Source organism: Stenotrophomonas sp. CC22-02 (genome assembly GCF_004365115.1).
GTDB lineage: Bacteria > Pseudomonadota > Gammaproteobacteria > Xanthomonadales > Xanthomonadaceae > Stenotrophomonas > Stenotrophomonas forensis.
In genome coordinates, this window is the sequence record NZ_SOCO01000001.1 from 621,905 (window position 1) to 646,636 (window position 24,732).

Below are 24,732 nucleotides of genomic sequence, written 5' to 3' on the forward strand. Positions count from 1 at the left end.
CCGGCGGCCGCCCAGGAGGTTGTCGAGTACATCCACACCGATGCACTGGGATCACCGGTGGCGATCACCGATGCCAATGGCCAGGTGATCGAGCGCACGGTGTATGAGCCGTATGGGGCGGTGGTCAACCGGCCGTTGACGGATGGGCCGGGGTATACCGGGCATGTGACGGACTCGGAGACGGGGCTGAGTTATATGCAGCAGCGGTACATGGATCCGGCGTTAGGGGCTTTCCTTAGTGGCGCGATCACCCTGAGTTGTCCGGAAGAAGTCTGGCATCATTCGACACAACATACAGGCAACTGCGTGCGGTAAGGGAAGGGCGCTTGGATGAAGTGCTCTTGAGCAAGGATGTCTGCGATTCGCACCGGCTTGCGAGTCGGTTCCTGCATCTGGGGATGACTTCCTTCATGATCCTTCTCGCCGTGGGGCTTTGCGATTCGGTATGGGGCGGTAATTGAAGTTGAATGAAGTTCACATTTTCCTTCTGGGAGGGACTAGGTGGCGGGCATTATTGAGAGCTATCCTGTCTGCTCTTCCTTCATTCTGGGAGGCATGTGGATGAATGGATTTGCGGCGCACCGGATGCTGCTGAAGATGGAGCGGAAGCGGCCGGAAGTGCTTGAGGCGGTCGGCATCATCAGGGTTGACTGGTGGTTTCGGTGCCTGCGCGGGATTGGATTGCTTGCGCTTTCCGGCAAAGGTCTGATGATCACGCGGGGTGAACGGTGGGTGCTGAGGGGTGTTGTCGCGACCTACGTGTTCTTGGTGGCCTGCGGCATCTCGATGCTTGTTGGGTGATGGGAAATATCGCCAGGGGTGTCGATGATGTCGGGTGCGCGCATGCGAGGAATCCTGTGCTCGATGCGTGGGTCCGTGGCTCTTAGCAGGGCTTTCGCAGGCTGAGTGTTCGCATAGCTCCACCAACAGAAAGACGCCGCAATTCCCTGTGGCGTTTGCATTTATCCCGTGATGTGGCCGCCTGGTACCACTGGAAACATTGCGGGACAGAAGTTCTCGCAACGGGCTCAACTGGGAGCGTACCGGGGGCCGGGACGATTTATGGCGCAGCAATCGTCGTCAATGCCAGCGCGCCCAAAAGCTGGCGGCCGCCTCACGTCCGATCGCTCGCGGAACCGCAGATGCGTGGAGCGTCTTCAACTTCACCCTTTCAATAGTGGGAGTACTCCGATTCTGCAAAATAATCTTGAGTCTGCAGGCCGCGGTGAGGCTGTTGATCTTGTATTGTTTGATCCTCGGTGGATAAGGAAACAGGTGCCCCGGTGAGTGCTGCTGATGAAGAGAAGTCCGCTGCTGCCTGCCTGCGGATGTTGCTGGAATCCGAACCTGCTTCTGCGGAACAAGTCTCTGCTTGGTATGCGAGGGCCGAGGCGCTTAAGCGAACCCTTCAGTCAAGCGTTTGTGGAATAGATGTCCCGCATTTGATATGGCATTATCTTGATGATGCTGATATCCGTTTCCGGGATGGATCCTATGCGCAAGATCAGATATTGGCAGTCGAGAAGATTGTGGAGGAGTGGGGTGGGGGCGTGAGTTGAGATAATTAGTTGATGTCTGCATTTTTTTGTAGCTTCAAGGCGTGGGCGCTCCAGTGGGATGAACGGTGAGGCTGAGGGGCGTCGTGATGATGTACTTGTTCTTGATTGCCTGCGGGGTACCCAGGCTTTCTGGCGTGTAGAAGGCGGTGCCTCAAGGCCATTGATGATGGATGGATCGGCATTGCCGGGAAATTGCCAGTTCCTGGCATCACTCAGCGTTTCTCAGTCACGCCTCTGCTTGCCTGCGTCCAGCGCGCAACAAAAAACGCCGCAGTTTCCTGTGGCGTTTGCATCTATCCCGAGCTTCGCCAGGTATCTCACCCCAGCAACTTCCGCACCTTGGTCAGCGCAGTCATGAACCGCTCGATCTCGGCGTGCGTGTTGTAGAACGCCAGCGAGGCACGGCAGGTAGCGGCAACGCCAAAGTACTGCAGCAGCGGGTGCGCGCAGTGCTGGCCGGAACGCACGGCCACGCCTTCCAGATCCAGCAGGGTGGCCAGATCGTGGGCATGCGCGCCGTCGATCAGGAACGAGACCACCGCGGCCTTCTCCGGCGCTTCGCCGATGATGCGCAGGCCGTCGACGCGGCGCAGCTCTTCGGTGAAGTGCGCCAGCAGTTCGGCTTCGCGTGCTTCCACGTTTTCCTGGCCCAGCTGCTGCAGGTAGTCGGCGGCCACGCCCAGGCCGATGAAGCCGGCGATGTTCGGGGTGCCGGCTTCGAACTTGTGCGGGGCATCGTTGAACACGGTGCCGTCGAAGCTGACTTCCTTGATCATTTCGCCGCCACCGAGGAACGGCGGCATCGCGTCCAGGTGCTCGCGGCGCGCCCACAGTGCCCCGGTGCCGGTCGGGCCACACATCTTGTGGCCGGTGATGGCGTAGAAGTCACAACCGATCGCGGCCACGTCCACCTTGCGGTGCGGCACGGCCTGGGAGCCATCGACCACGGTGATGATGCCGCGCTTGCGCGCTTCGCGGCAGATCTCGCGTACCGGATTGACCGTGCCCAGCACGTTGGAGACGTGGGTGACCGCCAGCAGCTTGACCTCGGGGGTCATCGCTGCGCGCAGCGCATCCAGGTCGAGCGCGCCGTCGGGGGTGATCTCGGCCACGCGGATGGTCGCGCCGGTACGCTGGGCGACCAGCTGCCACGGCACGATGTTGGCGTGGTGCTCCATGCGCGATACCAGGATCACGTCACCGGCCTTCAGCCGCGGCAGCGCCCACGAGTAGGCCACCAGGTTGATGGCGAAGGTGGTGCCGCTGCACAGCACCAGGTCGCTGGGGCGCACGTTGAGGAAGCGCGCCAGCTTGTTGCGCGCACCTTCGTAGGCGTCGGTGGCTTCGCTGCCCAGTGCATGCACCGCGCGGCTGACATTGGCGTTGTAGCGGCGGTAGAACTCGTCCACCGCGCCGATCACCTGCACCGGCTTCTGGCCGGTGTTGGCATTGTCGAAATAGACCAGCGGCTTGCCATGCACTTCGCGCATCAGCAGCGGGAAGTCGAGGCGGACGCGGTCCCAGTCGGGGGCGCCGGTGCGTTCTTCGATCGGGCGCGGCGTGGACAGGTTCATGCCACACCCGCCTCGACCAGCGCCTTGTCCAGGCGGCGTGCCAGCTGCTCGCGCAGTGCTTCCGGCAGAATCTTCAGCGGTTCATGGCAGAACGCGGCACTCAGCAGCGCCTGCGCCTGGGCCTGCGGCAGGCCGCGCGAGCGCAGGTAGAACAGCGCGTTGGCATCGAGCTGGCCGACGGTCGCGCCATGCGCGGCCTTCACTTCATCGGCGTCGATCACCAGCGTCGGCTGGGTGTCGATCTCGGCGTCGGCCGACAGCAGCAGGTTCTTGTTGGACAGGTTCGCGTCGGTGCCGTCGGCGCCTTCGCGGATCTGGATGCCACCATGGAACACCACGCGGCTGCGGTTGGCCGCAACGCCGCGCCACAGCAGTTCGCAGGCAGTATCGCGCGCGATGTGGTCGATGCCCAAACGGGTTTCGACGTGGCGGCGGCCATTGCCGAGCAGCACGCCGTTGGCGGTCAGCTGGGCGTTGTCGCCTTCCAGGCGCACGTTCAGTTCATGGCGGCTGAGCGCGGCACCCAGTTCCAGATCGACGCGGTGGTACTGCGCATCGCGGGCCAGCACCGCGTCGGTGCGCAGGAAGCTGGTCTGGCGCGCGCTGCCGGCCTGCACGCGGGCGTGCTTGAGCACGGCATCGCGGGCGACGTGGGCGTGCAGCACGGTGTTGTCGAGGTGGGCCGAATCACCCACGCTGAAGCGGTGCTCGACCACGCCGAGGCTGGCGCCGGTGCGCAGTTCGATCAGGTGGCGGTGATGCCAGGCCAGGTCGGTATCGCCGGCGACGCTGGCGAACACCAGCTGCAGCGGCACGTCCACCTGCACGCCTTCGTCCACGCGCAGCACCACGCCTTCATCGGCCAGGGCGGCGTTGAGGCGGGCGAAGATTTCCTCGCTGCACTCGTAGCGGCGGCCGAGGAAACGCACCGCATCCTCGCCGTCCGCCAGTGCGGCCGACAGCGGCTGCAGCTGCACGCCGGCCGGCAGGGCCTGCACGTCGCTCAGCGCGGCATCGAGGCGACCGTTGACGAACACCAGGCGCGGCGCCGGAATGTCCTCCAACAGCGTGGCGTCCAGCGCCGGGCCCTGCAGCGGCGCCGCTGCGAACGCACGGCGTTCCAGCTGGCGCAGCGAGGTGTACTTCCAGGCTTCGTTGCGGGCGGCGGGCAGGCCGTCGCGCAGGGCCGCGTCCAGCACTTCGCGGCGCGCGTCGCTGCCGCAGAAGGCCTGGGCCATCGAGTCGAGCAGCGCGCTCATCAGACGGCCGCCTCGCGCACCACGCGATCCTTGAGGAAATCGTAGCCGTGCGCTTCCAGTTCCAGCGCCAGTTCCGGGCCGCCGCTCTTGACGATGCGGCCGTCGGCCAGCACGTGCACCACGTCCGGCTTGATGTAGTCCAGCAGGCGCTGGTAGTGGGTAATGACCAGGAACGAGCGATCGGCGGCGCGCAGCGCGTTGACGCCGTCGGCCACGCTCTTCAGCGCGTCGATGTCCAGGCCCGAATCGGTTTCGTCCAGGATCGCCAGCTTCGGCTCCAGCACGGCCAGCTGGAAGATCTCGTTGCGCTTCTTCTCGCCACCGGAGAAGCCTTCGTTGACGCCACGGTGCAGCAGTTCGTCCTTCAGGTGCAGCACGGCCAGCTTCTGTCGCACCAGCTTGAGGAACTGCATCGAATCGAGTTCCTCTTCGCCGCGTGCCTTGCGCTGGGCGTTCAGCGCGGCGCGCAGGAAGTAGGTGTTGTTCACGCCCGGGATTTCCACCGGGTACTGGAACGCCAGGAACAGGCCGGCAGCGGCGCGCGCTTCCGGATCCTGATCCAGCAGGTCGGTGCCTTCAAACTGCACGCTGCCTTCGGTCACTTCATAGCCGTCGCGGCCGGCCAGGACATTGCCCAGGGTGGACTTGCCGGCGCCGTTGGGGCCCATGATGGCGTGCACCTGGCCGGGCTTCACTTCCAGCGAGAGGCCCTTGAGGATTTCCTTGTCGCCGATGCGGGCGTGGAGGTTGTCGATCTTCAGCATGGTGGGGGTTTCCGTGGGGCGGGCCGCAGCCCGCCGGTAAAGAGAATGCGTTTGCGAGGAGCGGGGCGGGCGGTCAGCCCACCGAGCCTTCCAGCGAGACTTCCAGCAGCTTCTTGGCTTCCACTGCGAATTCCATCGGCAGTTCGCGGAACACCTGCTTGCAGAAGCCGTCGACGATCATCGACACCGCGTCTTCCTGGCTGATGCCACGGGCGCGGCAGTAGAACAGCTGGTCGTCGGAGATCTTGGAGGTGGTGGCCTCGTGCTCGACGGTGGCGCCCGGGTTCTTCACCTCGATGTAGGGGAAGGTGTGGGCACCGCACTGCTTGCCTATCAGCAGCGAATCGCACTGGGTGTAGTTGCGCGCGCCATCGGCGTTGCGGTCGACCTTGACCAGGCCACGGTAGGTGTTCTGGCCGCGGCCGGCGCTGATGCCCTTGCTGACGATCTTGCTCTTGGTGCGCTTGCCGACGTGGATCATCTTGGTGCCGGTGTCGGCCTGCTGGCGGTGGTGGGTCAGGGCCACCGAGTGGAACTCGCCCACCGAATCGTCGCCCAGCAGCACGCAGGACGGGTACTTCCAGGTGATCGCCGAGCCGGTCTCGACCTGGGTCCAGGTGACCTTGCTGCGCGCGCCACGGCATTCGGCACGCTTGGTGACGAAGTTGTAGATGCCGCCGACGCCATTCTCGTCGCCCGGGTACCAGTTCTGCACCGTGGAGTACTTGATCTCGGCATCTTCCAGCGCCACCAGCTCGACCACCGCAGCGTGCAGCTGGTTCTCATCGCGCATCGGCGCGGTGCAGCCTTCCAGGTAAGACACGTAGGCCTTGTCCTCGCACACGATCAGGGTGCGCTCGAACTGGCCGGTGTGGCCGGCGTTGATGCGGAAGTAGGTGCTCAGTTCCATCGGGCAGCGCACGCCCTTGGGAATGAACACGAAGCTGCCATCGGAGAACACCGCCGAGTTGAGCGCGGCGAAGTAGTTGTCACCGACCGGCACCACGGTGCCCAGGTACTGGCGCACCAGTTCCGGGTGTTCCTTGATGGCCTCGGACATCGAGCAGAAGATGATGCCCTTTTCGGCCAGTTCCTTGCGGAAGGTGGTCCCGACGGACACCGAGTCGAACACCGCGTCCACCGCCACGCCGGCCAGCTTGGCGCGCTCGTGCAGCGGCACGCCCAGCTTGTCGTAGGTGTCGAGCAGTTCCTTGGGCACGTCATCCAGCGAGGCGTACTTCGGGCCCTTCGGCGCGGAGTAGTAGCTGAGCGCCTGCAGGTCGATCGGCGCGATCTCCAGCTTGGCCCAGTCCGGCATCGGCATGGTCAGGAAGTGGCGGTAGGCGTCCAGACGCCACTGCGTCATCCACTCCGGCTCTTCCTTCTTGGCCGACAGGGCACGGATGGTGTCCTCGTCCAGGCCCGGCGGCAGGGAGTCCGACTCGATCTCGGTGATGAAGCCGGCCGAATACTTGCGGCCGAGCTGCTCGTGGATCTCGCGGTTGGGGGTGTCGTCGTGGGCGACGTTTTCGATGGTTTCGGTGGCCATGGGGGGCTGCCTACGGATCAGGAGACGACGTCGACAGCGATGGTGCGGCGCTGTTCGTCATCGGCAAGGGGGAGAGGGGGCAGGATCTGCGCGAGGGTGACATCGCGCAGGGCCTCGGAGACCACGTCGTTGATCAGCCGCCAGCTGCTGCGCGCGCCGCACTTGGGCGCCATGCCGCACTGGTGGTGGTCGTGGCTGCATTCGGTCAGGGCCAGCGGCCCTTCCATTGCCTCGACCACTTCGAACAGCGAGATCTCGAGGGCCGGGCGGGTCAGGCGGTAGCCACCGCGGACACCGCGCAGGCCCTCGACCAGGCCGGCCTGGGCCAGCGGCTTGAGCACCTTGCTGACGGTGGGCGGCTCCAGACCGGTGAATTCGGCCAGCTCGGTGGCACTGAGTACCTCGCCCGGACGGGCGGCAAGCACGGTCAGCACGACGGTGGCGTAATCGGTGAGTTTGGTGACGCGCAACATGGGGATGCGAGTGGTTCTTAAAGCGGACTGAAATTGTACGCTTTTATTCGCCGCCATCCAACCCGGGCATTCAGCCGGCGCTGGGGCCAGGCCGGGAGGGAGACACCGGGGCCGTTGCCAGGGCGCAATGCTGCGCCAATGGGGTGATTTTCGCAATCACCCGGAATGGGCGAGAATCCCCGTTCCATTCGCTGCAAACAGCCCGTGCCGATGCCGAAGAAGATCCAAGCCCGCAAGTCCGCCATCCATGGCAACGGCGTGTTCGCCGTGGCCCCGATCAAGCAGGGCGAGCGCGTGATCCAGTACAAGGGCCTGCTGCGCAGCCACGGCGACGTCGATGCCGATGACAGCGGCGACGTCGAAAGCGGCCATACCTTCCTGTTCACCCTCAACGATGACTGGGTGATCGACGCCAACTACAAGGGCAACGACGCACGCTGGATCAACCACAGCTGCGACCCGAACTGCGAGGCGGTGATCGAGGAAGACGAGGACGGCGACAGCCGTGGCGACAAGGTATTCATCGAGGCCCTGCGCGATATCAAGGCCGGCGAAGAGCTGACCTACAACTACGGCATCACCCTGGCCGAGCGCCACACCGCGAAGCTGAAGAAGATCTGGGAGTGCCGCTGCGGTTCGCCCAAGTGCACCGGCACCATGCTGCAGCCCAAGCGCTGACCGCTGCGGGTAGTGCCGGCCGCTGGCCGGCACTGATGTGATGATTGTGCCGGCCAGCGGCCGGCACTACCGCATGAGTCTCCACCTGCCGTGCACGGTCGGGTCACCGCCGTTCAATGGCTCCTCGCGCACGCTGTCCGCTCCTTTCGATGGAGCATCCGACATGGCTCAGCGTCTCAGCGGCAAGCAGATTGCCATCCTTGCCACGCACGGCTTCGAACAGTCCGAACTGACCGAACCCAAGCGCCTGCTGGAGGCGGAGGGCGCACGGGTCAGCGTGGTATCGCCTGCGAAGGAGGCGACCATCAAGGGCTGGAAAGACAAGGACTGGGGTGGCGTGGTGGCAGTAGACCTGCCGCTGGACGAGGCCGATGCCGGTCGCTTTGATGCCCTGGTGCTGCCCGGTGGTGTCATCAACCCGGACACGCTGCGCACCGACGAGGCGGCGCTGGGATTCATCCGCAGCGTCGCCGAGGCCGGCAAGCCGGTAGCGGCCATCTGCCATGGTCCGTGGCTGTTGATCAACAGCGGCCTGGCCGATGGACGCGAGCTGACCTCGTGGCCATCCCTGCAGCAGGACCTCGCCAATGCCGGCGCCAAGTGGCGCAACGCCGAGGTCGTGGTGGATGGCAATGTGATCACCAGCCGCAAGCCGGATGACATTCCGGCTTTCAGCGAGGCGGTAGTGAAAGCGCTGGTGGCGTGAGGCCGGCCCTGCCTTACTTGCCGAGGATGCCGGCCGGCACCAGGTTGCCCAGGTTCTGGTTGAAGGTGACCACCAGCTTGCCGTTCTTCACCTGCGCCGACTGCACCTGCAGCGTGCCCAGCACGCCGGCCATGGCCGGGTCCAGCTTGTAGATGGGCTCGCGCTGGGCGTAGTCGCTCAGCCAGGCATTGAGCAGGCCACGGGTGCGCGAATCGAGACGGCCACCCTGGTTGGCCGGGGTGAAGTCATCCACGCTCGGCTGCTGCAGGTGGAAGCCCTGGGTCTGCGCGTCATAGCGCAGGCCGCTGCTGAGCTTCACCGTGCCCAGCTTGGCCGGGTTGCCGCCGGCGGTGGCCAGTGCCACGTCCATGCCCAGGTTCAAGCGTTCGCCGGCCGGCAGGCTCAGCTGCGGGTGGCTCATGGTCAGGGCGATCAGGCCGCCCAGCGCGTCCTGGGTGCGCGGGAAGCTGCCGTCGAGGTATTGCTGCACGTCGTTGGCACCCACCGACAGTTCGCGGCCGGAAATGGAGGGGGCGGCCTGTGCACCGATCGCGGCAGCGATCAGCACGGTGGAGGCGGCGAGGCGGGTCATCAGGGAACGCAGGCGCATGGCAGTGACCGGTGGCTCTGGAATGGATGGAAGAAAGAGTAGCCGCGCCGGCTGAATCGTGCGTGCATGCGGCTGCAACGGTTCAGTCCAGCGTTGGCTGCAGGCGCGCCGACTGGATCTGCCAGGCGCGGCCGTCGCTGCTGGGCTGCACGCGGTACCAGCCGCTGAAATGGAAGGTGCCGTTGGCGGTGACCGCACGCACCTGCACCGGCACCTCCAGCAGCTGCGCGGGCTGTGCCGGGCTGCGGGCAATCGGCGTGCTGCTGCGCAGGTGAAGCGTGCGCACCTGCTGCAGCTGCCGCAGCGCGGCGTCGTCGGCATGCCGGGCGTCGCCAGGAGGGAAGGTCCACGCCGCATCACTGGCGCGACGATCGCGATTGAGCAGTGCGCGCACGTAGCGGTTGAGCATCACCGAGGGTGGCTCGGCATCGGGGGCCACTGCAGCGAACAACGGGTCGACCGAAGGCGATTGCGCAGCCGGTGGGTCGCCGCCGGGCACTGCCGTTGGCGACGCGCTCGACGGCTGATCGGTGCTGGCCGGTATCGCGGCAGGTGCCGCATCCGGTGCGGCTGCCGGCCGCGAGCAGCCCAGCAGCGCCAGGGGCGCAATCAACAACAGGATACGGCGCATGCCTGCCTCCTCCCCGAGGCAACCGTGAGAGTGCCAGTGTATCGAGTGCGCGGCGGTCAGCGCGAGGAAGGCAGCTGGTCCAGCGCGTCCAGTGCCGGCAGCACCTGTGCGGCGATGGCTGCCAGCGCGTGGCCGTCGGTCTCGGCGTGACGCTGCACGATGTCGCGCAGCAGCTGGCTGGCGATCACCAGGGTGGCGCGCTCGTCGCCACTGATGCCCGCCGTGCGCGGCGCAGCTTCCAGCAGGCGCATCAGGTCGCGGCTGGCACGATGTTCCAGTTCGATGGTGCAGCGCCCGGTGCACTGCAACCCGTCCTTTTCGATGGGGGTCACCGAGATCCGGTAGCGGGTGGAGGGGCTGGCCATGAGGGGTGCTCGCCGTAGCTGTGGAGGATGTGCCCACGATAGGCAAGCCTGCGGCCGACGGCGACGGCCGGCGCTGCACGCAGTGTTCCACCCGGTACGTTCCGGGCCTGGACCCGACCGCGTCCGGTCAATGACGACGGGCCTGGGCGCGTATTTCCCGGGATCCGGCAACGCTGTGTTGCGGGCGCGGGGCAGTGCAAAAAAAACGGGACGGCCAGAGCCGTCCCGTCGGAGTCCGCGTTGGGGCGCGCGCTTACAGCGCGGCGTCCTTCAGCTTCTTCAGCGGACGCACCTTCAGCTTGGTGGTGGCCGGCTTGGCAGCGAACCACTGCTCTTCCTTGGTGAACGGGTTGATGCCCTTGCGCTTCGGCTTGGCTGCCACGTTGACGGTGGTGATCTTCAGCAGGCCCGGCAGGGTGAAGGAGCCTGCGCCCTTCTTGTGCACCGAGGAGGCGACGGCGCTTTCCAGCGAGGCCAGCACAGCGCGGACGTCCTTGGCGACGACGCCGGAGGCTTCAGCGATGTGTGCAACCAGGCCGGACTTGGTCAGCACTTCCTTGATCGGCTTCGGAGCGGCCGGCTTGGCGGCTGCCTTCGTAGCGACTTTCTTCACTGCCTTCTTCGGGGCAGCCTTCTTAGCGGTCTTTGCCATGGTTTCCTGTTCCGTGAACGGTTGGTTGTTTGGTCGGCGCCGAACCCCGTCGGCAAGCGCAATGTAGGGCAACTCTCGGGCGCCGCCAATAGCCCGAAGCGCGGAAAGTGCATGTTTTTTCATATCCAGGCCGATTCAGTACATGGCCGGTGGTGGGGAATGGGGCCGTCCTGGCATGCCTGGCAGCCGCGCCTCGATCATCGGGTGTTGCGCGAAACCACTGAAATCAAGGGAAAAATGCAGGCCGGGCTGGTGAGGAAGTGTCCAGCGATCCGGTTTCGGGCGGACGATTGGCATGCGGCGGAGCGACGCAGGGATAACACGGTCCGTGCGAGGGTGATCGTTCATCACCGCCACACAGGAGCAGCACATGGGAATCTCGCGACACGCCACCGCGCACTGGGAAGGCGATCTGAAGTCGGGCAAGGGACTGTTGAGCACGCCGCAGAGTGGGCTGCTGGACAAGACCCGCTACGGCTTCAACAGCCGTTTTGGCGACGAGAAAGGGACCAATCCGGAAGAACTGATCGCCGCCGCGCATGCCGGCTGTTTCACCATGGCGCTGTCGGCCAAGCTGGGCGAAGCGGGCTTCACCCCGACCTCGCTGGACACCGAAGCCAAGGTCGACCTGTCGCTGGAAGGCGGTCCGCAGCTGTCGCAGATCCGGCTGAAGGTGAAGGCGGTGGTGCCGGGCATCGACGCCGCGAAGTTCCGCGCCATCGCCGATGACGCCAAGCAGAACTGCCCGGTGTCCAAGGCGCTGAGCGCAGTGCCGATCAGTCTGGAAGCCGAGCTGGGCTGAGGGTAGTGCCGGCCGCTGGCCGGCAACCGCATGATGTCAAGGGCCAGGTAACAGCCGGCCAGCGGCCGGCTCTACCAATCAATGGTGCCGGCAATCACCGTCTGCACCTGGCCCCCCGACCAGACCTCGCCGTCTTCATCGACCCGCAGGGTCAGGCGCGCATCGTGGCCGACTTCGCGGCCCTGGCTGACTTCGAACGGTGCGCGGCCCTGCGGCAGCGCATCGCGCAGGTCCAGCCATGCCGCCAGCACCGCGTTGGCGGCGCCCGAGGCCGCATCCTCGAAGCGACGGCCATTGCCGACGAAGGCGCGCACGGCCAGATCGAACCCCTCGTTGCCATCGGCGAACGCATAGGCGAACACGCCCATGCTGTCGGTGGATTCGGCCAGCGCGGCTACCGCATCCCAATCCGGATGCAGGCCGCGCAACGCGGCTTCATCGGCCACCTGCACTACCCACCAGCTGCGACCGCCCTGCATGCGGGCCGGCGGCAGCGTGCCCAGCGGCCAGTCCTTCAGCGCGGCCTGCAGGCGAGGATCGCTGGCTTCGGTGGTCTCGGCCAGCTGTGCCCGCGGGGTACGGATGGCGATGCGCTGCTGCGCGCCTTCGCCGCTGACGCGCAGGGGCAGGGCGCCAGCGATGCCGTCCTGCACCAGCACGCCGTCGACCGGCGCTGCCAGGCCTGCCTGCAGCACCGCATGCGCGGTGCCGACGCTGGGATGGCCGGCGAACGGCACTTCCTTCTGCGGGCTGAACATGCGCAGCCGGTAGCTGGTGCCGGCTGCCTGCGCCGGGAACACGAAGGTGGTCTCGGGCAGGCGCGTCCAGCGTGCGATGGCCTGCATGCTGGCATCGTCCAGGCCTTCGGCATCGAGCACCACGGCCAGCGGATTGCCGGCGCCGGCACGCGGGGAGAACACATCCAGCTGCAGGAAACGTCGTGCGGACATCAGGCAGGAACTCCAGTAAACAGGCGGCATAGGGTAGCGCGGCACACGAAAAAGGGGACGGAGGGAATTAAGTCGCTTGTGCCACAAACGACTTAATTCCCTCCGTCCCCTTTTTTCGGCGTTACCAGCTGATCTGGCCGTCGATCACCGGCTGCACCTGGCCGCCGATCCACACCGTGCCGTCGGCATCCACGCGCACGTGGACGCGGCCGTCGCGGCCGACTTCGCGGCCCTGGCTGGCGACATAGGCGCCGCTGCCGCCGGGCAGCACGTCGCGCTCGCGCAACCAGGCACCGATCAGCGCATTGGCGCTGCCGGTGACCGGGTCCTCGGGCACGTTCACCGCATCGCCGGGGCAGAACGCGCGCACGACGCGGGCATGGTCCGTGGCGACTTCGTCGGCGAATACCGCGACGCCGGTTGCGCCGGTGGCATTGGTCCAGTCGCGCAGGGCGGCCATGTCCGGGGCCAGCCCGCGCACGGCGACGGCGTCGCGCAGCGGCAGCAGCCACCAGCGCGGGCCGTTGTCCCACAGTTCGGGCGCATGCCCGGCGGCGGCCAGCGCCAACAGCGGTCCGGGCACCTGGCCCGGGTCGGTCGGCAGGTGCTGTGCCGGCGGGCTGGCCAGTTCGATGGTTGGAGAAGCGGCGGCACCGCTCACCCGCACCGGCAGCAGGCCGGCGGCGCATTGCTGGACCAGCGCGCCACCGTCGCGCGGGGTTGCCAGGCCGCAGGTGACTGCAGCCCAGGCCGCGCCCACGCTGGGGTGGCCGGCAAATGGCAGTTCGCTGTTCGGGGTGAAGATGCGGATGTGGTAGTCGGCGCCCGGGGCGCTGGGCGGCAGGAAGAACACCGTCTCGGACAGGTTCAGCCAGGCGGCAAGGGCCTGCATGCGGGCGCTGGAGAGCCCATCGGCGCCCAGTACCACGCCCAGCGGATTGCCGCTGCCAGGGTGGGGGGCGAAGACATCGAGCTGCAGGTAGCGGAAGGCGGCCATCGGCGGGTCCATTGGGCTTAGAATCGAAGGTTCCGCCCCCTCGGGCGGCTCCCCCACATTACACATAGCCTATCCATGTCAGCTTCCCCCCTTGTCGATCGTTGGATCGTACTGAAGTTCGGCGGCACCTCGGTGTCGCGTCGCCACCGCTGGGACACGATCGGGAAGCTGGCGAAAAAACGTGCGGAAGAGACCGGTTCGCGCGTGCTGGTGGTGGTCTCGGCGCTGTCCGGGGTCACCAACGAACTGACCGCGATCGCCGACGGTGCGCCGGACAGCCGCGATCGCGTGGCGGCGCTGGTCGAGCGCCACGAGGGTTTCCTGGCCGAGCTGGGCCTGGGCCGCGCGGTGCTGGCCGAGCGCCTCGCCGCGCTGCAGGCCCTGCTGGATGACCCGCGTGCGGCCACCCGCCCGCTGGACTGGCAGGCCGACGTGCTGGGCCAGGGCGAGCTGCTGTCCTCCACGCTGGGCGCGGCCTATCTGCACGCCTCCGGCCTGGACATGGGCTGGATGGATGCCCGCCAATGGCTGGATGCGATGCCGCCGCAGCCGAACCAGAGCGACTGGTCGCAGCGGCTGTCGGTGAACTGCCAGTGGCGCGCGGACGCAGACTGGATGCAGCGCTTCCGCGCGCAGCCGACCCGCCTGCTGATCACCCAGGGCTTCATCTCGCGGCATGCCGATGGCGGCACCGCCATCCTCGGTCGTGGTGGATCGGATACCTCGGCGGCGTACTTCGGCGCGCTGCTCGGCGCCAGCCGCGTGGAGATCTGGACCGACGTGCCGGGCATGTTCAGCGCCAACCCCAAGGACGTGCCGGACGCGCGCCTGCTGACCCGGCTGGATTATTACGAAGCGCAGGAAATCGCCACCACCGGTGCCAAGGTGCTGCACCCGCGCTCGATCAAGCCGTGCCGTGACGCCGGCGTGCCGATGGCCATCCTCGATACCGAGCGCCCGCAGCTGCCGGGCACCAGCATCGATGGCAGCGCTGCACCGGTCCCGGGCGTGAAGGCGATCAGCCGCCGCAACGGCATCGTGCTGGTGTCGATGGAAGGCATCGGCATGTGGCAGCAGGTCGGCTTCCTGGCCGATGTGTTCAACCTGTTCAAGAAGCATGGCCTGTCGGTGGACCTGATCGGTTCGGCCGAGACCAACGTCACCGTGTCGCTGGACCCGTCCGAGAACCTGGTCAACACCGATGTGCTGGCCGCGCTGTCGGCCGACCTGTCGCAGATCTGCAAGGTGAAGGTGATCGTGCCGTGCGCGGCGATCACGCTGGTTGGTCGCGGTATGCGCTCGCTGCTGCACAAGCTGTCGGACGTGTGGGCCACCTTCGGCCGCGAGCGTGTGCACATGATCTCGCAGTCGTCCAACGACCTGAACCTGACCTTCGTCATCGACGAAGCCGATGCCGATGGCCTGCTGCCGATCCTGCATGCCGAGCTGATCGACAGCGGCGCGATGCCGGTGGAAGAGACCGAAGTGTTCGGCCCGCGCTGGCGCGAGATCGCCGGCACCGTGCGCCCGCGTGGCACGCCGTGGTGGCGGGGCCAGCGTGCGCACCTGCTGCAGCTGGCCGACGCCGGTACGCCGCGCTACGTCTACCACCTGCCGACCGTGCGCGCGCGTGCCCGCGCGCTGGCCGCGATCAAGCCGATCGACCAGCGCTACTACGCGATCAAGGCCAACAGCCACCCGGCCATCCTGCAGCTGCTGGAGGCGGAAGGTTTCGGCCTGGAATGCGTCTCGCACGGCGAGCTGAAGCACGTGTTCCAGCACCTGCCGGAGCTGTCGCCCAAGCGCGTGCTGTTCACCCCCAGCTTCTGCCCGCGCAGCGAGTACGAAGCCGCGTTTGCGCTGGGTGTGACCGTCACCGTCGACAACGTCGAAGCACTGCAGCGCTGGCCGGACCTGTTCCGCAACCGCGAGCTGTGGCTGCGCGTCGATCTCGGCCGTGGCGAAGGCCACCATGCCAAGGTCCGCACCGGCGGCAAGGACTCCAAGTTCGGCCTGCCGATCGCCCGCGTCGACGAGTTCGTGCGCGCGGCCACCGAGTTGGGCAGCCGCGTGGTCGGCCTGCATGCGCACCTGGGCAGCGGCGTGGAGACCGCGCAGCACTGGCGCCTGATGTGCGATGAGCTGGCCGGTTTCGCCCGCCGCATCGGCAGCGTGCAGACCATCGACATCGGCGGCGGCCTGCCCATTCCGTACAGCGACGAAGACGAGCCGTTCGATCTGGATGCCTGGGCCGAGGGCCTGGCCGAGGTCAAGGCGTTGCATCCGGCATTCCGCCTGGCGATCGAGCCGGGCCGCTATCTGGTGGCCGAATCGGGTGTGCTGCTGACCCATGCCACCCAGGTGGTGGAGAAGGACGGCGTGCGCCGCGTCGGCCTGGACGCCGGCATGAACACCCTGATGCGCCCGGCGCTGTACGACGCCTGGCACGACATCGAGAATCTCAGCCGCCAGGGCGGCTATGCCGAGGCCGCGTTCGATGTGGTCGGCCCGATCTGCGAATCCAGCGATGTGTTCGGCAAGCGCCGCAAGCTGCCGGTATCGACCGCACCGGACGATGTGATGCTGATCGCCGATGCCGGTGCCTACGGCTATGTGATGTCCAACACCTACAACCAGCGGGCGATGCCGCGCGAAGACGTGATCGAATGATCGCCACCCGCGCACTGCACCCGCCCACCGACACGCCCCGCGCCATCGCGCGGGCCCGTGCCTGACCGGATACACCATGACTGCTTTCGACAAACACCAGGTTTCCCGCTTCCGCTTCGTCCGCTGCGAATTCGCTGCGGAGACCGGCGTGGCCAGGCTGGTCTACGCCTTCGATGACGGCCCGGAGATGGTGGAAACCATCACCGTGCCCGGCGCGCCGTTCGTGCTGGACGAGGCGCGTGCCGCTGCCGTGCAGCGTGCCCTGCAGCTGCTGCACCTGATTGCCGGTGTCAGCTACTACAAGGCGGGTGTGCCGGAGACGGTCAGCATCGACAGCTACGCCATCGATGCCGATACCGCGGCGCTGGTGGAGACGGTCTACCTCAACGGCCTGGGCGAATTCGCCTACCGCAACGGCCTGAACCTGCGCGGGCGTTTCCGCCTGCCGGTACAGGGCGAAGCGGTGCAGGCGCCGGCACTGGGCCTGCAGCCGCACGCGCTGGTGGCGATCGGTGGCGGCAAGGATTCGCTGGTCAGCATCGAAGCGCTGCGCCGTGCCGGCGTGGACGAGACGGTGACCTGGATCGGGGGCTCGCAGCTGATCCGCGCCTGTGCCGAGCGTACCGGCCTGCCGACGCTGAACCTGGGCCGCGCGCTGGCGCCGGAATTGTTCGAACTCAACCGCCAGGGCGCCTGGAACGGTCATATCCCGGTCACGGCGGTGAACTCGGCGATCATGGTGCTGGCCGCGCTGCTGCAGGGCGTGGACCAGGTGGTGTTCTCCAACGAACGCTCGGCCAGCTACGGCAGCCAGATTCCGGGCACCGGTGAAGTGAACCACCAGTGGTCCAAGGGCTGGGCATTCGAGCTGGCGTTCGGCAACCATGTGCAGGCGCACGTCGCCGCGGACCTGCATTACTACTCGCTGCTGCGCCCGATGTCGGAGCTGGCGGTGGCCCGCCAGTTCGCCAAGACCGATTTCTACGACGCGCACTTCTCCAGCTGCAACCGCAACTTCCACATCCTCGGCGAGCGCCCGGTGAACCGCTGGTGCGGCGTCTGCCCGAAGTGCCACTTCGTGTTCCTGGCGCTGGCCCCGTTCATGCCCAAGACGCGCCTGGTGCGCATCTTCGGCCGCAACCTGCTGGATGATGCCGAGCAGGCCGGTGGCTTCGACGCGCTGCTGGAATTCCAGGACCACAAGCCGTTCGAGTGCGTGGGCGAAGGCCGCGAATCGCGTGCGGCGATGGCGACGCTGGCGCAGCGCCCGGAATGGAAGGAAGACGTGCTGGTGAAGCGCTTCTGCAACGAGATCCAGCCGCAGCTGGACGCCGCCGAACTGGAACTGGCGCCGCTGCTGCAGCTGCAGGGCGAGCATCGTGTCCCGGCTGCGCTGTGGGAACGGGTGCGTGAAGATTTCGAAGCTTGAAGGAAAGCGCGTTGCGCTGTGGGGCTGGGGTCGTGAGGGCCGTGCGGCGTTCGCCGTGCTGCGTGAGCGCCTGCCGTCGCTGCCGCTGAGCCTGTTCTGCCCGGCAGGCGAAGTCGACGCGGCGCATGCGGAAACGCAGGGCGCGCTGGAGGTGCGGGGTGAGCCCTCGGCGGAAGCGCTGGCAGCGTTCGATGTGGTGATCAAGTCGCCCGGCATCAGCCCTTACCAGCCGATCGCGCTGGCAGCGGCGGAGCAGGGCACGTCTTTCATCGGCGGCACCGCGCTGTGGTTTGCCGAACACGCGGCCGACGACGGCATCGTGCACGACACCGTGTGCGTGACCGGCACCAAGGGCAAGAGCACCACCACCGCGCTGGTCGCGCACCTGCTGCGTGCGGCCGGGCATCGCACCGGCCTGGTCGGCAACATCGGCCTGCCGCTGCTGGAAGTGCTGGATCCGCAACCGGCGCCCGAGTACTGGGCTGTCGAGCTGTCCAGCTACCAGACCGGCGAAGTGGCGCGCAGTGGCGCGCATCCGCAGGTGGCGGTGGTGCTGAACCTGTTCCCGGAGCATCTGGACTGGCACGGCAGCGAGCAGCGTTACATCGAAGACAAGCTGCGGCTGGTCACCGAAGCCGCGCCGCGCATTGCCGTGCTCAATGCCGCCGATCCGCACCTGGCCGCGCTGTCGCTGCCCGACAGCGAGGTGGTCTGGTTCAACCAGCCGCAGGGCTGGCACATGCGCGGCGATGTCGTGCATCGCGGCGAACAGCCCGTGTTCGATACCCGCAACACGCCACTGCCGGGCCGGCACAACCGCGGCAACCTGTGCGCGGTGCTGGCCGCGCTGGAAGCGTTGGGCCTGGATGCGGTGGCGCTGGCACCGGCGGTGCAGGATTTCCGCCCACTGCCGAACCGCCTGCAGCGCATCGGTGTGGCCGATGGCCTGACCTACGTCAACGATTCGATCAGCACCACGCCGCATGCCAGCCTGGCGGCGCTGGAATGCTTTGCCGGCCAGCGCATCGCGCTGCTGGTGGGCGGGCACGACCGTGGCCTGGACTGGACCGATTTCATGCAGCACATGGCGCATGACGTGCCGCCGGTGGAAATCGTGACCATGGGCAGCAATGGCCCGCGCATCCACGCGATGCTGCAACCGCTGGCCGATGCCGGCCGCTTCGGCCTGCACGCCGCCGCTGATCTGCCGGAGGCGATGGCGCTGGCACGCGCGGCGCTGGGCGAGCAGGGCGGCGTGGTGCTGCTGTCTCCGGGCGCACCGAGCTTCGGTGCCTACCGCGATTACGTGGCGCGTGGCCGCCATTTCGCCGAACTGGCCGGCTTCGATCCGGACACCATCAGCGCGATTCCGGGCCTGGGCATCGCTTGAAGGTAGTGCCGGCCGCTGGCCGGCAACCCACTGGGAAATTCATCCACGCATGGCGTGGATCTACTGTTCGTCTTCGATGAACGCGTAGTCGCCGTCGATCAGCTGCTGCAGGTACGCATCGAAGCTGGGCGCGATCACGGCGTAGCTGTCCGGGTCATGCAGGTAGCGCACTACCTGGCCCACGCAGCCACGTGGCGCGGGATCGAAATCCAGGTACAGCATCGAGGTGCCGCCGTTGTTCATGCAGTGCGAGAAGCACAGGCGGCGATTCATCGGCAGGTCGGCATCGATGCCGTCGCCGAGGATTTCCGGCTCATCATCCAGCCATTCCTCGTAGATCGAACGGATGCTGTCGTCCCACTGCTGCTGGTCTTCGAAGATCTGTGCGACCGAGCGCAGGTAGTACGGATAGCCGCCGTCTTCCACGTCCGAGCCGAGCATCAGTACACAGACCTCGCCGCCGGGGTAGTCGCGGAAGTGGGTGCCATCCACGCGCGACAGCAGCGCGACCAGGCTGTCCGGCACCTGTGGCCATTGCGCGCGCAGGCGCTGCAGGTCGTCGGCGTGGGCGCCGTGGACATGGGCCCACTGGGGGACATCATCGGCGGGCAGGCGCGGGATCAGTCCGGACAGAAAGCGATCAGCAAGGTTCATGCAGAAAAAAGGGGACGGAGGGGATTAAGTCGTATCCAACCACACCTGCGTCACGTCGCCAATGCAGAATGCGACGTGGCAGGGGCGAATACGGCTTAATCCCCTCCGTCCCCTTTTTTGCGGAGCAGGCGCATGAATCGTTGGCGATGCGGTGTGGCGGTGATGCTGGGGCTGGCGGCGATGCCGGCGTGGGCGGCGATGAAGACGCAGCCGGTGGAATGGAAGCACCAGGGCACGACCTTCAGTGGTGTGCTGGTCTATGACGATGGCGGGCACGATAAGCGTCCGGGCCTGGTGATGGTGCCGAACTGGAAAGGCGTGAACGAATCGGCGGTCGAGAAGGCCAAGCAGCTGGCCGGCGATGACTATGTGGTGCTGGTGGCCGATGTGTACGGCAAGGGCGTGCGGCCGAAGACCGATGCCGAGGCCGGGCCGGTGGCGACCAAGCTGCGCAATGACCGGCCGTTGCTGCGCGCCCGCGCGCTGGAGGCGGTGAACGTGCTCAAGGCACAGGCCGGCAAGGTGCCGCTGGATGCCAGCCGGATCGGCGCGGTCGGATTCTGTTTCGGGGGCACCACGGTGCTGGAGCTGGCCCGTGCCGGGGCGCCGCTGGCCGGTGTGGTCAGCCTGCACGGTGGGCTGGGTTCGCCGCTGCCGGCGCAAGCCGGTGGCAGCCATCCCTCGGTGCTGGTGCTCAACGGCGCCGACGACAAGAGCGTGACCACCGAGGACATTGCCGGCTTCCAGAAAGAGATGACCGCGGCCAAGGTCGATTGGGAGTTCACCAACTACAGCGGGGCGGTGCACTGCTTCGCCGAGCGCGATGCCAACAGCCCGCCGGGCTGCCAGTACAACGAACGGGCGGCAAAGCGGGCGTGGAAGGCGCTGGATGAGTTCTTCGAGGAGCGTTTCCTGTAAAGAAAGGCGTGCCGGCCAACGGTCGGCACCCACCGATGTTTCCGTGCCGACCAACGGTCGGCACCCACCCACAGCGGCGGTAGGTGCCGACCGTTGGTCGGCACGCCTGCATCAATGCGAGCGCTGCACCGCGTAACGGGCCAGGCCGCGCAGTGCGGCAACCGCATCGTTGTCGGCCAGGCCGTCCAGCGCGCGCTCGGCGGCTTCAGCGTATTCCTCGGCGCGACGGCGGCTGTACTCCAGGCCACCGGTGGCGCGGATCGCAGCCAGAACTTCCGGCATCGCCGAGGCATCGCCGTCCTGCACGATCGCGCGCAGGCGCTCGCGGGTGGCGTCGTCGGAGTGGGCCATCGCATGGATCAGCGGCAGCGTCGCCTTGCCTTCGGCCAGGTCATCACCGAGGTTCTTGCCCAGCTCGTCGGCGTTGGCCGAGTAGTCCAGCACGTCGTCGGCGATCTGGAACGCGTAGCCCAGGTGCATGCCGTAGTCGAACAGGGCCTGCTGGGTCGCCTCGTCCACACCGCTGGCCAGCGCACCCAGGCGGGTGCCGGCGGCGAACAGCACCGCGGTCTTGCGCTCGATCACGCGCAGGTAGGCGGTTTCGTCGGTATCCGGGTTGTGCACGTGCAGCAGCTGCAGCACTTCACCCTCGGCAATGCGGTTGGTGGCATCGGCCAGGATCTGCATCACCGGCATGCGTTCCAGTTCGACCATCAGCTGGAAGCTGCGCGAGTACAGGAAGTCACCGACCAGCACGCTCGGCGCGTTGCCCCACAGCGCGTTGGCGGTGCTGCGGCCGCGGCGCAGGTTGGATTCGTCCACCACGTCGTCATGCAGCAGGGTGGAGGTGTGGATGAACTCGATGATCGCCGCCAGCTGGTGGTGGTCCGGGCCGGCGTGGCCGACCGCGTGGCCGGCCAGCATCACCAGCATCGGGCGCAGGCGTTTGCCACCGGCGGAAATGATGTGGTCGGCGATCTGGTTGATCAGCACGACGTCCGAGGACAGGCGGCGCCGGATCAGGGCGTCGACGGCGGCCATGTCGGCCGCGGCAAGCGACTGGATCTGGGGCAGGCCCAGGGCGGGACGGGTGTCTTCGGTGATGGTCATGCGATCAGGCTTTCAGGCTCACCGCCGATTATAGGCGCTGGCTGTGAATTCGGGCGCAAACCGGGGCGGACGGCAGGCCTGGGCCGGCCCGGCCGGCTGCCTGCGTGAATACGTATGCAGGTTGCGCCATGCCGTGGAGGCCACCGCTAAGCTTGCCGGAACAGGATTTCGGCCCGCTTCCGGCGGGTCACGCATGCCCGGAGGGGGGCTGTCGATGTCGCACTATCCATGGTGGCGCGGAGCCGTCATCTACCAGATCTACCCGCGCAGCTACCTCGATGCCAACGGCGATGGGGTCGGCGACCTGCCGGGCATCATCGAGCGGCTGGACCACATCGCCACGCTGGGCGTGGATGCGATCTGGATCTCGCCGTTCTTCAAGTCGCCGATGGCCGATTTCGGCTATGACATCGCCGACTACCGCGACGTCGATCCGCTGTTCGGCCGCCTGGACGACTTCGACCGCCTGCTGGCCAAGGCCCATGGCCTGGGCCTGAAGGTGATGATCGACCAGGTGCTGAGCCACACCTCGATCGAGCACGCCTGGTTCCGCGAGAGCCGCCAGGACCGCAGCAACCCCAAGGCGGACTGGTACGTCTGGGCCGACCCGCGCGAGGATGGCACGCCGCCCAACAACTGGCTGTCGCTGTTCGGCGGCGGCGCCTGGCAGTGGGAGCCGCGCCGCGAGCAGTACTACCTGCACAACTTCCTGGTCGACCAGCCGGACCTGAACTTCCATCACCCGGACGTGCAGCAGGCGACCCTGGACAACGTGCGCTTCTGGCTGGACCGCGGCGTGGATGGCTTCCGCCTGGATGCGATCAATTTCTGCTTCCACGATGCGCAGCTGCGCGACAATCCGCCCAAGCCGGCCGACAAGCGGGTGGGCCGCGGCTTCAGCCCGGACAACCCGTACGCCTACCAGTACCACTACTTCAACAACACCCAGCCGGAGAACCTGCCGTTCCTGGAACGCCTGCGCGCGCTGCTGGACGCGTACCCGGGGGCAGTCAGCCTCGGCGAGATCTCCTCGGAGGACTCGCTGGCCACCACCGCCGAGTACACCCGTGACGGGCGCCTGCACATGGGTTACAGCTTCGAGCTGCTGGTGGACGACTACAGCGCGGCCTACATCCGCGACACGGTCTCGCGCCTGGAAGCGGCGATGACCGAAGGCTGGCCGTGCTGGGCGGTTTCGAATCACGACGTGGAACGGGCGGTCAGCCGCTGGGGCGGCCATCCGGCCGACCCGCGCCTGGCGCGGATGCTGGTGGCGATGCTGTGCTCGCTGCGTGGCTCGGTCTGCCTGTACCAGGGCGAGGAGCTGGGCCTGGCCGAGGCCGAGGTGCCGTTCGAGGCCCTGCAGGACCCCTACGGCATTACCTTCTGGCCGAACTTCAAGGGCCGTGATGGCTGCCGCACCCCGCTGCCCTGGACTGATGCGCCTCTGGCCGGTTTCACTTCTGGCAAGCCCTGGCTGCCGATCCCGGCCGAGCACCGCGCCGCGGCGGTGGCGGTGCAGGAGCGCGACCCGCACTCGGTGCTGGCGGCGTTCCGGGCCTTCCTGGCCTGGCGGCGTGGCCAGCCGGCGCTCCTGCACGGCAGCATCCGATTCATCGAAAGTGCCGAGCCAGTGCTGCTGTTCGAGCGTATGCTTGCAGATGAAACCCTCCTGCTGGCCTTCAACCTGTCGGCCGAGACGGTGAGCCATCCGCTGCCGCCGGGCAACTGGCAGCAGGTGGCGGTGCCGGGCCCGGATGCGGGCACGGTGCAGGGCAATGAACTCCAGCTGCCGCCGCGTGCGGTGTATTGCGCCCGACGCAGCTGACCGTTTTCTCCGGTGGCGGTACTTGCGGGGACGGGGCCGAAGCGCCCCGTCCCTTTTTTGTGGACCACCGGTGGCGACGACTTTCCAACTTCTGGCATGGCGCCGGGCGGGGCAGGCAGAAACACTGATTGCCCTCCCTGCACGGCGGAACTCCGATGCGTATCTTCACTTCCCTGGTGCGCCTGTTGGCGCTGGCCGTGGCGCTGTCTGTCGCCCACCCTGCCTGCGCCACGCCCATCGTGACCGTGGGCCCCGCGCTGGAGGATGCCTTTGAGGGCTCCGATGTGGTGCCCGGCCTGAAGCAGTTGCTCGGACCGGAATACGGCGCGTTCCGGCGCAATTTCGATGAGTCGGCGGTGCCGGTGCTGCTGAAAGATGGAGGGTTGCTGCTTGATGGGTGGCGGTTGGGGTTCCCCGGGCATCATGCTGCGGCGGTCGTGGTCTACCCCGATGGCACCCTGCACGCGGCTTACTACAACGCTGAAGACAAGCGGGTACGCTATTTCTCGACGTCCGGTGAGCTTCAGCAACGCGTGCTGCTGATCTGGGCGAAGCGATTTGAGCTGCCTCCTGGCCATTCGCGTTCCACCGAGCGTCCGTTGGAAGAGCGCGCCCCTGCATCGATCCTGGCATTGCCAGGCGTGGAAGAGCAGGCCGCCATGAGGTCGGTGGCAGCCGCGATCTGGTCTGCCGAACTGGCATCAGGTTGGAACATGAACACCGAGGTGGGGCACGTTCTTGGTGAGGCAACCAAACACATCATGGACTGCTCTGCTGCTTTCAGCCTCGTGCCCAAGCCGGTGGGATGGGTGCCTGGCTGGTCCTGTGTCGCCCAGATGTCAGTCCAGATCGTTGCTTATGTCACGGGTGTCTCCGGGCATCGGGTCTATCGCTCCTGCGTCATCACCGCCGCCAGTCGCCAGCGTTCGTTCATCGAACTGGCATCGGGTGAGTTCTGAGCAGGGACCGGTTCTGCCATGTGGGAACTGCTGGGCCAGATCATCTCCGTTGCGCTGAACCCTGTTGGCCACGCCCTTGGCCGATCCAGTGGGTGGATCCTGCTGGCGCTGATGCTGGTCATCGCGATCAGCTGCGCCGTGCTGGTCTCCTGCGAAGCAGCATGAAGCGTCTGCACAAAAGGAAACCCGCTGCCTGCGCAGCGGG

At 66.8% G+C, this 24,732-nt stretch carries 26 protein-coding genes; 13 read left to right on the forward strand and 13 right to left on the reverse strand.

Annotated features, from left to right (window positions below; genetic code table 11):
* The 3 genes from N440_RS03000 to N440_RS03010 form a co-directional block, all read left to right on the forward strand.
* Positions 1-315: RHS repeat-associated core domain-containing protein (locus N440_RS03000; RefSeq protein WP_208322777.1), on the forward strand; the 315-nt coding region annotated here is incomplete at its 5' end.
* Between the two features lie 186 nt (positions 316-501).
* Positions 502-801, forward strand: a complete 300-nt coding sequence (locus N440_RS03005) for a hypothetical protein (protein ID WP_133934033.1) — start codon at positions 502-504, stop codon at positions 799-801.
* 482 nt (positions 802-1,283) lie between these two features.
* On the forward strand, positions 1,284-1,559 hold the full coding sequence (locus N440_RS03010; protein ID WP_133934034.1) for a hypothetical protein: 276 nt from the start codon (positions 1,284-1,286) through the stop codon (positions 1,557-1,559).
* A 317-nt stretch (positions 1,560-1,876) separates the two neighbouring features.
* On the opposite strand, the gene N440_RS03015 is transcribed toward N440_RS03010, so the two are convergent.
* From N440_RS03015 to N440_RS03035, 5 genes are all read right to left on the reverse strand, one after another.
* Positions 1,877-3,133, reverse strand: a complete 1,257-nt coding sequence (locus N440_RS03015; protein WP_008265245.1) for a cysteine desulfurase — start codon at positions 3,131-3,133, stop codon at positions 1,877-1,879.
* Entirely contained in the window at positions 3,130-4,392 is a 1,263-nt protein-coding gene (gene sufD / locus N440_RS03020) for a Fe-S cluster assembly protein SufD (protein WP_133934035.1), read from the reverse strand. Before sufD ends, N440_RS03015 begins: the two co-directional genes overlap by 4 nt.
* Entirely contained in the window at positions 4,392-5,156 is a 765-nt protein-coding gene (gene sufC, locus N440_RS03025) for a Fe-S cluster assembly ATPase SufC (protein WP_008268735.1), read from the reverse strand. Before sufC ends, sufD begins: the two co-directional genes overlap by 1 nt.
* 73 nt (positions 5,157-5,229) lie before the next feature.
* Positions 5,230-6,705, reverse strand: a complete 1,476-nt coding sequence (gene sufB, locus N440_RS03030; protein WP_006423171.1) for a Fe-S cluster assembly protein SufB — start codon at positions 6,703-6,705, stop codon at positions 5,230-5,232.
* A gap of 17 nt (positions 6,706-6,722) precedes the next feature.
* Positions 6,723-7,178, reverse strand: coding sequence for an SUF system Fe-S cluster assembly regulator (locus N440_RS03035; protein ID WP_008264567.1), 456 nt, complete (start codon positions 7,176-7,178; stop codon positions 6,723-6,725).
* A gap of 210 nt (positions 7,179-7,388) precedes the next feature.
* On the opposite strand from N440_RS03035, the gene N440_RS03040 reads away from it, so the two are divergent.
* On the forward strand, positions 7,389-7,856 hold the full coding sequence (locus tag N440_RS03040) for an SET domain-containing protein-lysine N-methyltransferase (RefSeq protein WP_012479369.1): 468 nt from the start codon (positions 7,389-7,391) through the stop codon (positions 7,854-7,856).
* A gap of 163 nt (positions 7,857-8,019) precedes the next feature.
* The gene (locus N440_RS03045) at positions 8,020-8,562 is read left to right on the forward strand and encodes a type 1 glutamine amidotransferase domain-containing protein (protein WP_040008584.1); all 543 of its coding nucleotides are present in this window, start codon (positions 8,020-8,022) and stop codon (positions 8,560-8,562) included.
* Between the two features lie 13 nt (positions 8,563-8,575).
* On the opposite strand, the gene N440_RS03050 is transcribed toward N440_RS03045, so the two are convergent.
* From N440_RS03050 to N440_RS03065, 4 genes are all read right to left on the reverse strand, one after another.
* Complete coding sequence (locus tag N440_RS03050) at positions 8,576-9,172, reverse strand: DUF1439 domain-containing protein (protein WP_133934036.1); 597 nt, start codon at positions 9,170-9,172, stop codon at positions 8,576-8,578.
* An 82-nt stretch (positions 9,173-9,254) separates the two neighbouring features.
* Positions 9,255-9,803, reverse strand: coding sequence for a hypothetical protein (locus N440_RS03055; protein ID WP_133934037.1), 549 nt, complete (start codon positions 9,801-9,803; stop codon positions 9,255-9,257).
* A 56-nt stretch (positions 9,804-9,859) separates the two neighbouring features.
* Positions 9,860-10,168 (reverse strand): DUF3861 family protein, encoded by a 309-nt coding sequence (locus N440_RS03060; RefSeq protein ID WP_049456991.1) that lies wholly within the window; start codon positions 10,166-10,168, stop codon positions 9,860-9,862.
* A 253-nt stretch (positions 10,169-10,421) separates the two neighbouring features.
* Complete coding sequence (locus N440_RS03065) at positions 10,422-10,820, reverse strand: HU family DNA-binding protein (protein WP_008264591.1); 399 nt, start codon at positions 10,818-10,820, stop codon at positions 10,422-10,424.
* Positions 10,821-11,190: 370 nt separating this feature from the next.
* On the opposite strand from N440_RS03065, the gene N440_RS03070 reads away from it, so the two are divergent.
* Positions 11,191-11,622: an OsmC family protein gene (locus tag N440_RS03070; RefSeq protein WP_133934038.1), complete on the forward strand. Its 432-nt coding sequence runs from the start codon at positions 11,191-11,193 to the stop codon at positions 11,620-11,622.
* Positions 11,623-11,693: 71 nt separating this feature from the next.
* On the opposite strand, the gene N440_RS03075 is transcribed toward N440_RS03070, so the two are convergent.
* Positions 11,694-12,572 carry a PhzF family phenazine biosynthesis protein gene (locus tag N440_RS03075; RefSeq protein WP_133934039.1) on the reverse strand — a complete coding sequence of 293 codons (879 nt, stop codon included), beginning with the start codon at positions 12,570-12,572 and terminating at the stop codon, positions 11,694-11,696.
* A 121-nt stretch (positions 12,573-12,693) separates the two neighbouring features.
* Entirely contained in the window at positions 12,694-13,569 is an 876-nt protein-coding gene (locus tag N440_RS03080; RefSeq protein WP_133934040.1) for a PhzF family phenazine biosynthesis protein, read from the reverse strand.
* A gap of 75 nt (positions 13,570-13,644) precedes the next feature.
* On the opposite strand from N440_RS03080, the gene N440_RS03085 reads away from it, so the two are divergent.
* From N440_RS03085 to murD, 3 genes are all read left to right on the forward strand, one after another.
* Positions 13,645-16,239, forward strand: a complete 2,595-nt coding sequence (locus tag N440_RS03085; protein ID WP_133934041.1) for a bifunctional aspartate kinase/diaminopimelate decarboxylase — start codon at positions 13,645-13,647, stop codon at positions 16,237-16,239.
* Positions 16,240-16,315: 76 nt separating this feature from the next.
* Positions 16,316-17,668 carry a UDP-N-acetyl-alpha-D-muramoyl-L-alanyl-L-glutamate epimerase gene (gene murL, locus N440_RS03090; RefSeq protein ID WP_133934042.1) on the forward strand — a complete coding sequence of 451 codons (1,353 nt, stop codon included), beginning with the start codon at positions 16,316-16,318 and terminating at the stop codon, positions 17,666-17,668.
* Positions 17,649-19,058 carry a UDP-N-acetylmuramoyl-L-alanine--D-glutamate ligase gene (gene murD, locus N440_RS03095; RefSeq protein WP_133934043.1) on the forward strand — a complete coding sequence of 470 codons (1,410 nt, stop codon included), beginning with the start codon at positions 17,649-17,651 and terminating at the stop codon, positions 19,056-19,058. The genes murL and murD overlap by 20 nt, the downstream gene beginning before the upstream one ends.
* A gap of 60 nt (positions 19,059-19,118) precedes the next feature.
* Here the strand turns inward: murD and N440_RS03100 are convergent, their stop codons facing one another.
* Positions 19,119-19,712, reverse strand: coding sequence for an SMI1/KNR4 family protein (locus N440_RS03100; RefSeq protein WP_133934044.1), 594 nt, complete (start codon positions 19,710-19,712; stop codon positions 19,119-19,121).
* A gap of 132 nt (positions 19,713-19,844) precedes the next feature.
* Between N440_RS03100 and N440_RS03105 the strand changes: the two genes are divergently transcribed.
* Positions 19,845-20,630, forward strand: coding sequence for a dienelactone hydrolase family protein (locus N440_RS03105; protein ID WP_133934045.1), 786 nt, complete (start codon positions 19,845-19,847; stop codon positions 20,628-20,630).
* Positions 20,631-20,741: 111 nt separating this feature from the next.
* Here the strand turns inward: N440_RS03105 and N440_RS03110 are convergent, their stop codons facing one another.
* Positions 20,742-21,740 (reverse strand): polyprenyl synthetase family protein, encoded by a 999-nt coding sequence (locus N440_RS03110; protein ID WP_008266913.1) that lies wholly within the window; start codon positions 21,738-21,740, stop codon positions 20,742-20,744.
* A 214-nt stretch (positions 21,741-21,954) separates the two neighbouring features.
* Between N440_RS03110 and N440_RS03115 the strand changes: the two genes are divergently transcribed.
* The 3 genes from N440_RS03115 to N440_RS20310 all read left to right on the forward strand — a co-directional run bounded on the left by N440_RS03115 (position 21,955) and on the right by N440_RS20310 (position 24,692).
* Positions 21,955-23,568, forward strand: a complete 1,614-nt coding sequence (locus N440_RS03115) for an alpha-glucosidase (RefSeq protein WP_133934046.1) — start codon at positions 21,955-21,957, stop codon at positions 23,566-23,568.
* A gap of 155 nt (positions 23,569-23,723) precedes the next feature.
* Complete coding sequence (locus N440_RS20410) at positions 23,724-24,527, forward strand: hypothetical protein (RefSeq protein WP_243831279.1); 804 nt, start codon at positions 23,724-23,726, stop codon at positions 24,525-24,527.
* Positions 24,528-24,545: 18 nt separating this feature from the next.
* Entirely contained in the window at positions 24,546-24,692 is a 147-nt protein-coding gene (locus N440_RS20310) for a hypothetical protein (protein WP_166671533.1), read from the forward strand.
* The last annotated feature ends 40 nt before the right edge of the window (positions 24,693-24,732 follow it).